This is a genomic window from Ruminococcus sp. Marseille-P6503 (assembly GCF_900604945.1).
Lineage (GTDB): Bacteria > Bacillota > Clostridia > Oscillospirales > Ruminococcaceae > FB2012.
In genome coordinates this window covers 1-10,087 of sequence record NZ_UWPB01000005.1, presented here as the reverse complement: position 1 = coordinate 10,087, position 10,087 = coordinate 1, and the positions used below count along the sequence as shown (strand labels likewise).

General features: G+C 35.5%; 8 protein-coding genes. 4 read left to right on the top strand and 4 right to left on the bottom strand.

Annotated features, from left to right (window positions below):
* Nucleotides 1-393 precede the first annotated feature (393 nt).
* The 4 genes from EIH25_RS12280 to EIH25_RS12265 all read right to left on the bottom strand — a co-directional run bounded on the left by EIH25_RS12280 (nucleotide 394) and on the right by EIH25_RS12265 (nucleotide 3,974).
* The gene (locus EIH25_RS12280) at nucleotides 394-1,059 is read right to left on the bottom strand and encodes an ABC transporter ATP-binding protein (RefSeq protein ID WP_124101386.1); all 666 of its coding nucleotides are present in this window, start codon (nucleotides 1,057-1,059) and stop codon (nucleotides 394-396) included.
* Nucleotides 1,060-1,067: 8 nt separating this feature from the next.
* Nucleotides 1,068-2,261, bottom strand: a complete 1,194-nt coding sequence (locus tag EIH25_RS12275) for a hypothetical protein (RefSeq protein ID WP_124101385.1) — start codon at nucleotides 2,259-2,261, stop codon at nucleotides 1,068-1,070.
* Between the two features lie 5 nt (nucleotides 2,262-2,266).
* Nucleotides 2,267-3,124 (bottom strand): FtsX-like permease family protein, encoded by an 858-nt coding sequence (locus tag EIH25_RS12270; protein ID WP_164489244.1) that lies wholly within the window; start codon nucleotides 3,122-3,124, stop codon nucleotides 2,267-2,269.
* Nucleotides 3,125-3,467: 343 nt separating this feature from the next.
* On the bottom strand, nucleotides 3,468-3,974 hold the full coding sequence (locus EIH25_RS12265; protein ID WP_124101383.1) for a hypothetical protein: 507 nt from the start codon (nucleotides 3,972-3,974) through the stop codon (nucleotides 3,468-3,470).
* 632 nt (nucleotides 3,975-4,606) lie between these two features.
* Here EIH25_RS12265 and EIH25_RS12260 point away from each other — a divergent pair.
* The 4 genes from EIH25_RS12260 to EIH25_RS12245 all read left to right on the top strand — a co-directional run bounded on the left by EIH25_RS12260 (nucleotide 4,607) and on the right by EIH25_RS12245 (nucleotide 9,036).
* The gene (locus EIH25_RS12260; RefSeq protein WP_124101382.1) at nucleotides 4,607-6,850 is read left to right on the top strand and encodes a VWA domain-containing protein; all 2,244 of its coding nucleotides are present in this window, start codon (nucleotides 4,607-4,609) and stop codon (nucleotides 6,848-6,850) included.
* A 49-nt stretch (nucleotides 6,851-6,899) separates the two neighbouring features.
* Nucleotides 6,900-7,982, top strand: a complete 1,083-nt coding sequence (locus EIH25_RS12255; protein ID WP_124101381.1) for a papain fold toxin domain-containing protein — start codon at nucleotides 6,900-6,902, stop codon at nucleotides 7,980-7,982.
* Between the two features lie 10 nt (nucleotides 7,983-7,992).
* A complete protein-coding gene (locus tag EIH25_RS12250; RefSeq protein WP_124101380.1) occupies nucleotides 7,993-8,322 on the top strand; it encodes a hypothetical protein in 330 nt (109 codons plus the stop codon).
* A gap of 327 nt (nucleotides 8,323-8,649) precedes the next feature.
* Nucleotides 8,650-9,036 carry a hypothetical protein gene (locus EIH25_RS12245; RefSeq protein WP_124101379.1) on the top strand — a complete coding sequence of 129 codons (387 nt, stop codon included), beginning with the start codon at nucleotides 8,650-8,652 and terminating at the stop codon, nucleotides 9,034-9,036.
* The last annotated feature ends 1,051 nt before the right edge of the window (nucleotides 9,037-10,087 follow it).

Genomic DNA, 10,087 nt, shown 5'->3' with positions numbered 1-10,087 from the left:
TGCCTTATGATTTTAACAGCCTTATGTTCTTGGAGGCTTTTCGGTTACTTGAGAAAAAATTAATAAAGCAATGATAATCAATCTGATTCTATAGTTTATGTGAGTGATAAAAACAAGCGTGAACACTCAGTGTATTTTTGGAATGAATATAATAAACGATATTAACGCTCTTTTACTTGATAAAAGTAGGGGAGAGTTGAATATTTCACTAAAGTAATTCTCACTCTCTTACCTTTGGAGGACAATGGGATCGTTAAGGCGATTCAACTGAAACGTACAAATAATAGCAGCTCTCAAAAATTCATTTGAAAACTGCAAGCCAAATAATTAATGATTTTTTTGATTCCCCATAACAAAAACCAACCTGTCTGAACACAAACAGGTTGTATATTTTTAGCTGATAATTTCCCCGTCTGAAATCTCAATGATCCTATCGCACTGTTCTGCGATCTTCTGGTCATGAGTAACGATAATGACCGTCCTGCCCTGTTCGTTCAGCGACTTGAACAGCTCCATAATTTCCTTTGATGTCTTGCTGTCAAGCGCTCCCGTCGGCTCGTCTGCCAATATCATGCTCGGCTCGTTCACTATCGCTCTTGCAATCGCCACTCGCTGTTTTTGTCCGCCGGAAAGCTTATTGCAGGGCTTTTTCGCCAGTTCAGCGATGCCTACAGACTTTAAAGCATTAAGCGCCTTTTTCTTTTTGTTCTTTATCCTTTTCTTTGAGAAGTTCAGAGGGATCATCACATTTTCAAGTGCAGTGAAATCCTCCACAAGAGCGAAATCCTGCATTACCATACCTATTTTTTCATTGCGGATCTTAGCATACTGACGCTCGGAAAGGTTTTTCACAAGCGTTCCGTCTATTGAATACTCACCCTCCTGATAGTTATCAATGCAGGCAAGTATATGTAAAAGCGTTGACTTTCCGGCTCCTGATTTACCGATAACCGCAACAAGCTCGCCGTCATCTATCTCGCATGAAACATTGTGCAGCGCTTCAAATTCGTTGGATTTCTTAGGGTTGTAGATTTTTGTGATGTTGTTTAATTTTATCATGCTTTTCCTTACTCCTCTGTTATAAGTTCCTTAGGCGTCTGTTTGGAAATTATCCATAACGGCAGAATAATCGGCAGAATTATATTAAGTAATAAAACGGGCAGGCAGAACAGAAATTCATATTTTGTAAATTCAATACAAAAATATGCCGCTATATCCGTTGCTGATAATATTGCGTAGCCAACAGCCGCTGTAAAAACTCCCGCCGCTGATGTAATTACAGAATTTATTAGAATTATCAAGCTATTTGATTTCCATCTTGCTCCGCATATATATGTTATCAGAAACGTTTTCATATTGCTTTTTGCAGCAATAGCGGACGATGCTACAGTGCATATTAAAGATATTATAAACACGCAGATACATATAGGAAGGATAAGCATAATATCCTCAGAAAGATATTCAATGCTTTTTTTATTAAGTTCTTCTGAAAGATTGAGAAAGCCGCCCATTTTGAACAGTTCCCCTTTGATTGAGTCGGCTTCTTTATCAGATAGCCCGTCCTCGTATTTTATAAATATAATTCCCTGCGGTGAAACTGAAATAGGAGTAAGCTCAATATCGTCGTGTCTTATAAAAATCATATTGCCTTCAATATTTCCGTATAGATCTCTGAAATCCTTTGCAAATTCATTTATAGATGAATTAGTAATAAACTTTGTTTTCTGAGCAGTTTTTCCTACAATTTTAAGCGGATAATAAATTTCGTCTATATAGTCATATACTTCAATAGTATCGCCTACATTATACTTACTGGAATAGCTTACAACGGCGCTTATATAGTTTTTATCGCCTTTGATATCGGACAGCCATTTCCCTTCCTGCATCTGCGGTTTGTAAAGGTCATACATATTCTTATTGTAAACAACAAAACCAGGATGCGCCTCATCTTCATTTTCTGTATTAGGTATCATAAGAAAATCAGTAGTTTCAGTACTGTATATTTCTTCAATATTATCGCTTATATTTATTATATCATTACAGCTATAGTAATGTGAAAGATCGTCGATATAAGATCCTGAAGAAAAAAGACACATTCCTTCAGAAGAAAGAACCTTTCTCAAAGGCAGATAATATTCTATTTTAGACATAACAGATGACACGCTTAAAATTATCATTAAAAGTGTAACTGCGATTTGCAAAGCTATAAAAATATTTGTCAGCAGGTTTCTTCTAAGCAGCTTCATTGAATATTTTATCATTTCCGTCACCTCTCCTTTAACTGTTCAACAGGTTTAGCTGAAAGCTGACGTACTATCATTATATTTGTAACCATATAAACTGCAAGCACATTTACCGCAAACATAACAGCAATATTTTTGGTACTGTAAACAGCTTTGATATATATTAAGTAGTGCGATAACACATGAATTAAAAAACCAAAATACAAAGCGTAGGCAATCGCCGCGCATATCAGGGAAATAATAATAATTTCTGCTATACAAATTCTTCTTGATTTTCCTTTGCTGCACCCATTCAGTCTTAATATAGCAATAGTTCTGCTTCGTTTTTGCAGAACATATTTATATAATAGCATAAGAGTAACGGCTGAAAGCAGCGCAAGCAAAACTGATACCGCCATTATTGAATTGTAAAATGGCAGTTTGTCTGATGATACGGTTTCTATTTTCGGTACATATGCATAATCTCCATATACCTCTTTACAGGCGTCAGTAATATCGTTATATGCTGATTTTGTTGCAAGGGCATTAAAGTCAAAGATTATACTTTCAATACCGTCTATATCGTCCGGAGAGTTAAAATAAGACATTCTGATAAAATCATCCATAGTTTCTATTCCGCAAACCACATAATGCTTGTCTGCTATGATAACGTCAGATCCAATGTATTCCTGACTATAATCACATGGCAAGGTTATTTTATTGCTGCCCTGCATAAATTCCTCATATGTCAACGGAACTCCTGAGCTTACAGACGAGCTGCCGTACGGCGCTAAAGTTTTTTCATCTTTAAGATATTTTAATCTGAAAGCAACGGATATATGATCATATCCTTCGGCAAACTTAAGATCGGTATTATTAAAATACGGAAAATAAACAATCAACTCCAGTTCCTCAAGAGTTTTTTCATCAAGGAGATCAAGAAGCTTTTTTACAGAACCGTTATCAACGCTTCCGTCGCCTGTACAACATATACTGCCGTCATCATATCGGAATTGTTCTATTAAATTTCCAAAGCATATCTCAAAGGAGGTTTGTTCAATCGTTTGATTTTTAATAATTTTGAAGTTTAGAAAAGCTCCGAACGAAAACAGCAAAACAATAAATGATGTTATTTGACAAATTATAAACAAGCAAAAAAATAAAATATTATTCTGTACAAAGCTTTTTATATTCTTATATATGTATTTCATTTATCCTCCTTTGAAATAAAATAAAAATTAATTTTTATTTATACTGTTTTGCTGTGACTTTCATATACTTGCCAGACATAGGTGCAGCATCATTTGTATAAGTTATAGTAGCCTCAAGCTTATATTTATGAGTTTCATTCGTACAAGCCCTTGGTCGTGTAACTTCAAACTTACCTGTAGTAATGTACTTTTTACTTTTAGCTTGTTCAATGAATTTTCCCTTCTTTTTATCATAATAACCTATTCTGAGATTAACAGATAATTTCTTTTTACTCAAGTTTTCAACCCTGGCAATACTAGTTGTTTTTGTAGCCTTAAGAGCATACGTGGCATTATCACTGATTGGAATCTTATTTGTACCATTACAATTTGCCTTATAGCTTTTACCATAAGCCTCAGAACGAACAAAATCGGCTGTATAGGTATAATTGTTATATGTTTTAAAATTTTTCTCACTTGTAGCTGCGCTTACCCCTATGTTCATTGAAGCCATCATCATAACTGCAGCGCCAAACGCTGCCGCTTTTTTTATAATTTTCATAAAGCCCTCCATAATTATATTTTTTACTTTTTCACATTTTCTCTAACACATTGGTTCTACCTCCTGTATTTAATATAAATATAATATCATAAGTTTTAATAAAATACAATATCTTTTGGCAAACTTTGTTATTTATAATCAAATCAAGTATATTATCTTTGTATAATATAAACAAACGCAAAACCATGTAAAAATATGTTTAAAACGGTGCAACTGTTTATGCATTGAGTATATACTGTTTTGAGATTAATGTGGTTTATTTGATGAGAAAAGCAAAATTTAATGCCAAAGTCTATAAAATATTTATACTCTGATGCAAAATCTGATGTCAACACTTTAGAAAGGATTACGTTGTAATTGTAAATTCAAAACAGAAATCTTATTCTTCAGCTAACATCAATTGATAAAAATTAGCAATATTAAACAAACAAAAGCATAATTTGTTATATAAAAATCCAAAATTATAAAAATTATGTTGCATTATGCCATATAATGTTATATAATTTATATTACATTGTTAAATAATAGTTGGCGTTTACTTATTATTATCTAATAAAATAAATCATGATAAGGAGGGGCGGATTTTACAGTAAGTCAAAACAATCCAGTATTTAGGGAAAGGAAGAAAAACAATGAAGAAGTTTAAAAAATTCATGTCCATACTGCTGGCAGCGGTTATATCAATACCGTATTTTGCCAATATAGCGGTATCGGCAGAGGGAACTGAGAAGTACCCGTACATGATATTCGGACGGAACGGTATTACAATGAGCGCAAGCTCTAACCTGTGCATGAACGGTAATGTACATACCAATAAGGACGCCGACATATCCTATTTAAACGGAAATATCAACGGTAAAATCACAACGGGCGCTGATATTGAAAAAAGAATCAAGCACGTTTACGCCGACACTAAGATTCGTGAAACATATTTCACTGAAAACTGCGAGCTTTACGAGGACGGTTATGTTCGTGATGAAATGAATATACATATTAACAGTCCTATTTACAGCTACAGAAACATTGAACTTGACGGCAATGTATCTCTCAATTCCAGCATGGGAACGCTGATGGATATAAATGTGACGGGAGAGGTCAAGAACGCTAATACTTCCGTTGTATATTCAAAGTACGGCGATATTACTATTGAAAACGACAGCACAGCCAACATTAACGGACTTATTTACTGCCCTCTGGGAACGCTTACGATTGATTCTCCGAATATTAACTTGAACGGTGTAATTATTGCCGATAAAATCGTAATTAACGGCGGAAGTGTAAATATAAATTACAAAGAAAATATGGCGGGATTTATAGGTACAGAGTCGGAAAAATACGATTTCAGCGATTTAGAATACCTGCCTGAATCTTGGCTTGGCGATACTGATGAGGATATGCTTTTTGATATTTATGAAAAGGTAATTGATACCAATCCGCTTATTCCCGACACCGACGGAGACGGACTGCCTGACGGTTACGAAGTCCTGACGTTGAACACCGATCCGTTAGAAGTAGATACAGATGAAAACGGAATTTCCGACGCTGACGAAGATTTTGATAATGATAATCTGGGTAATCTTGGGGAATATCAGAATCAAACAGGACCGTTCAATCCCGATACCGACGAGGACGGACTTCTTGACGGTGATGAGATCAAAACATATAAAACCGATCCTCTGAATCCCGATACGGATAACGATGGACTTCTGGACGGTGAGGAAGGCTATGACGGAACGATTTACAAGAAGTACGGCGTTTACTTTGACCCGCTGAATCCTGACACTAATGGCAACGGAATACTTGACGGAGATGAAGTTTACACTCAATCAAAAAATCAGTCTGTTGAGACTTATGACAAAGCGATTACGGAAATCAAGGTTGACATGGGCACAAGCGGCAGTCTTGAAAGAAATCTTACAATTGAAAGTATGTATGGTATTGACGCAATGTCAAGCGATGTATATGCCATGATAGGCGAGCCGTTTAACTTTACTTCGGAAACAAGCTTTGAATCTGCTACAATTACCTTTAAAATTGATAAGTCAAAGCTTGGCGATACAAAATTTGACAACTTAATTATTCTTTGGTATAATGAGGAAGAACAGATTTTTGAAGAAATGCCCACCACCAGAAACTGGGAGAACTCAACCGTAAGCACGACTACAACTCATTTTTCACAGTATCTTATTGTGGACAGCGAGAAGTGGTATACTAACTGGGAGGCAAGCTTTAGCGAGCTTCGCAGAATGTGGGATAACGGTACAACAACTTTCAAGAGTATGAATACTGTATTTATTGTTGATTGTTCTTCAGATATGTCAGAAGATGATTCAAGAATAAGCATTTGCCGAAATATAATGAATAACATGATGACAAATGATAAAGCGGCAGTTATAACATATGCTTCCGGAGTAAATTCAGCTACAGGCTTTATGAATCCTCAGTCTGCGTTAGCAAATTTAGAAAGTAACATCAGAAATGTTGGAACTCCGTCATTATTAGTCCCTGCTTTCACTAAAGCAATGAGTACAATTTATAACAGCGATGCCGAAATGAATCGTATAATTATCATAACAACCAGCAATACTCAATTTACTTTCGACTTAGACAATTACAATTTAAGCGGAGTAATTGTAAATGTTATAGATTTAGGAAGCTATAGCGTAGGTCAATCTTTGTTGAATATTACTCAGCGAACAGGCGGAGGTTTCTATAATGCAATAACCGCAAATGATTTGACTTATCAAAGGGGTGAAGAAATATACACTCCTCCGCAGTTTATAGGCGATGATTCAGACGGAGATAGTATACCCGACATTGTAGAAGAACTACGGACTAAAGCCAAACGGTCAGCCTATAAATACCGATCCATTTAAAAAGGATACCGACGGAGACGGGCTTGATGATAATATAGAGCTTAATTTCGTGACCGAAAAGCTTACATCAACAGTATCTATGGTGGAATATTATTCTGCCATCGGTTATTCCTCTGATCCTACTATGCCTGATACGGATTCAGACAATGTTGACGATTATCTGGAATCACTTTTAGGAACTAACCCAAATTCAAAAGATACTGATAGCGACGGTTTATCAGACGGAAAAGAAGTCCAGCTTTGGTTTGATCCGTTAAATCCCAATCCTGATGGCGACAGCTTCAACGATTATGAGGAATATATAAACGGAACTGATCCGTTCTCATATGATTTAACCGGATTCGAATGGGATTCACGTTTTATAAAAGGAATTGTTTTAGGCGATTTTATTGAATGTAACGATATTCCTACATTACTCGGTCAGATAACGGGCGGTTTTATTCCAGGATATGCTGACATAAGAGATGTAATAGCGAACGCCCGTAAGGGAGAATGGGGCTATGCGGTTATAAGCGGAATCGGACTTGTTCCGTTGGCCGGAGACGCTGCAAAGATAGCGTCGGCGCTTGAGGATTTTGTATTAAAGCATTTAGATGACGCTCCCACGATTGCAAGCGCATTGTTAAAAGTAAGCGAGCAGGTACCTGATGTATTGAAGTATTTGCCGGGTTCTTCATTAGACAACATTGCAAATTCGCTAAAGAACGGAAAGCAGTTTTCAAAATCAGAATATACAAAGCTGAAAGGAATGTTTGCGGCTGCCGGGAAAAATTTAGATGAAATTGTTGATATATCCTTTAAATACTCGGACGAAATCGGCAAGGGTATTAGCAAGATTGCGGGAAAATATAAGAATTTCGAATGTGTTGAATGTGCCGATGAGGTCATGGGTTATTTAAAAAGTATAGGTCAAAACGGTACAAGACTCAATTTGACCTATGGTAATCGTTTTATAATACATGATTTATATTCTTCAACAGAAGCGATATCCAAGAATGGAAAACACGTAGCAATTTTGTACAATAACAAGGTATATGATAATATATTTCCCAATGGCATAGATTATAATAAATGGTTCAATGGTTTTTTTGCACCTGGTGGCGAAAAAACAATTGAAAAAATAAATTTCTGAGGTAAAAATTATGACTAAACCTGATAATATTATTTGTCTACTTATGATGATTAAGCTGCGACCTGGTTTGTATATTGGCACAAAATCTTTGGTAAGGCTTTGTAGCTTTATAGATGGTTATAAATTTGCAATGATATGCGATAATAAAAAATATAAAATAAATCAATATCACGAATTTAATGAATGGCTTGCACAAAAATATCATATACGAGAATCAATATTATGGGACGATTATTTAATTAGATTTGTACAGAATGAATCTGAAGCTTTTGATTTGTTTTATGAGGAACTTGAAGCTTTTCTGAAAGAAAACAATATAGAGATACCGGACGTTCAGTAACCTATAAATGCCCATTGGAATATATGGGCTTTTTCATTTAAAGCGGAAAACAGCTTTCAAAATCGGAATATTCAAAGCTGAAAGAAATGTTTGCAGCTGCTGGGAAAAATTGAGATGAAGTATTTGCTTTTGGCAAGAAAACATTGTAAGATGTTCTTTCTAATAAAACACTTACTAACTTAACAAATAAAGTCGATAATTATGTTTCGGCTACAAAGGGTTACGATGCGGTAAAGGCTGATTTCGATTTATTACCACTTATCAATGTTGATTCTACTCCTATGAGTATCAAAATACGTTATTAATAAATATAAAAAGGAGCTTAAAATGGAGAATTTAATAGATTTGCTAAACTATCCTGAAATTAAAACAATAACGTCTGTTAAAGTGTTACAAAGAGAAGCGAAAATTTATTTTGATGATTTTGAAAATAATAAATACGAAATTTATTTTCCTAATGTCTTTGACTTTAGACAATGTGTAGAAGCTGCTTTTATTTCCAGAGTATTCAAACTTAAGTCCAAAAGTGACATTAAATTTTCAATCTACCTTGTCGAAAATTCAGATTGGATAATTAATTTCATAAAATCAACAGATGGAGTATACGGGGAAGATAAAGATGATTATAAACATTTTATCCTTTTTGAAAGCACAGATACTCGAATTGAAGTAATTACGAATAGTTTACCACAAATTTTCAAATTAAATGTTTAACAATATAAAAATACCGATAATCCAATAAAACATGAAATGCCCATTGGAATTATATGGGCATTTTAATTTTAAAAGTAGCTTTCAAAATCAGAATAGTATTATGAGTATTTTAACTTTAATGGTTGTTAAATTTCTGACGCTATCTTGACAATCGCACATTACCATGTTAAAATAAAAATAGAACGACAGAGTTCTATTTAAAATGACAATTAAATATCAAACGCCAATTACATAAACATATTTCAAAGAGCATAAGGCTCGTACATATTTAGGCACGATTCAGACGGAAAAGCTTCCGCCTTTAGTCGTGGTTAAGTATGTGCGGGCTTTTTCTGTTTGACGGTACATAAAATTTCGTTGAAGCCGAAGGTTAAGAAATTATGGTTAGAGTTCACTACTGTGACGGCAGTGACAGTAAAAACGGCAGCGGAGTTACTGTCACGGAAAGGCGCATCGAGATGTCACAAACGTCTGTATAGCGTTGTTTCACGTCCGTGACAGCAGAATTTTAAAAGTGATTTTTACTGTCACGATTGAAAGTTGCCGTCACGCTGAAATCAGAGCCAAATCCGCCCGAATTTGCCCTCCCAAATTCAATCGGGAACGTATCGGCATGAAGCATAAAAACGCCGCACAAGCCAACGTAGAGCGTTTGCGGGCGGATAAATAAACTATTACGGAGGTGATGTAAAGTGTGGGATAAGGATATTTCACAAATCAGACTTTTAAGTAATCAACAGGCTTCTGAATATTTACTTGCTAGTTAAAGGTCAGGGGTCAAAGCCCCCAGACCGTTCACAGCGGACGAGCAAAGCCCGCCGCGGAAACGCCCTAAATACGCCGTTTGTACAAGAGGATCGTGTAGTATTTCAACGGCTGTCTTATGGGGCCGGAAATAGGATTTTAGTTGAATTCAGGCGTCAAAGATACCGAAAAGCGCGTAAAATCGGCATTTATTCAGGGGTCGAAGCATAGAAAGGAGCAGATTTATGGCAAAGAAAAGAATGGCTGTGTATTTTCAGCCGGAAACAATTAAGAAGATCGAACAGGA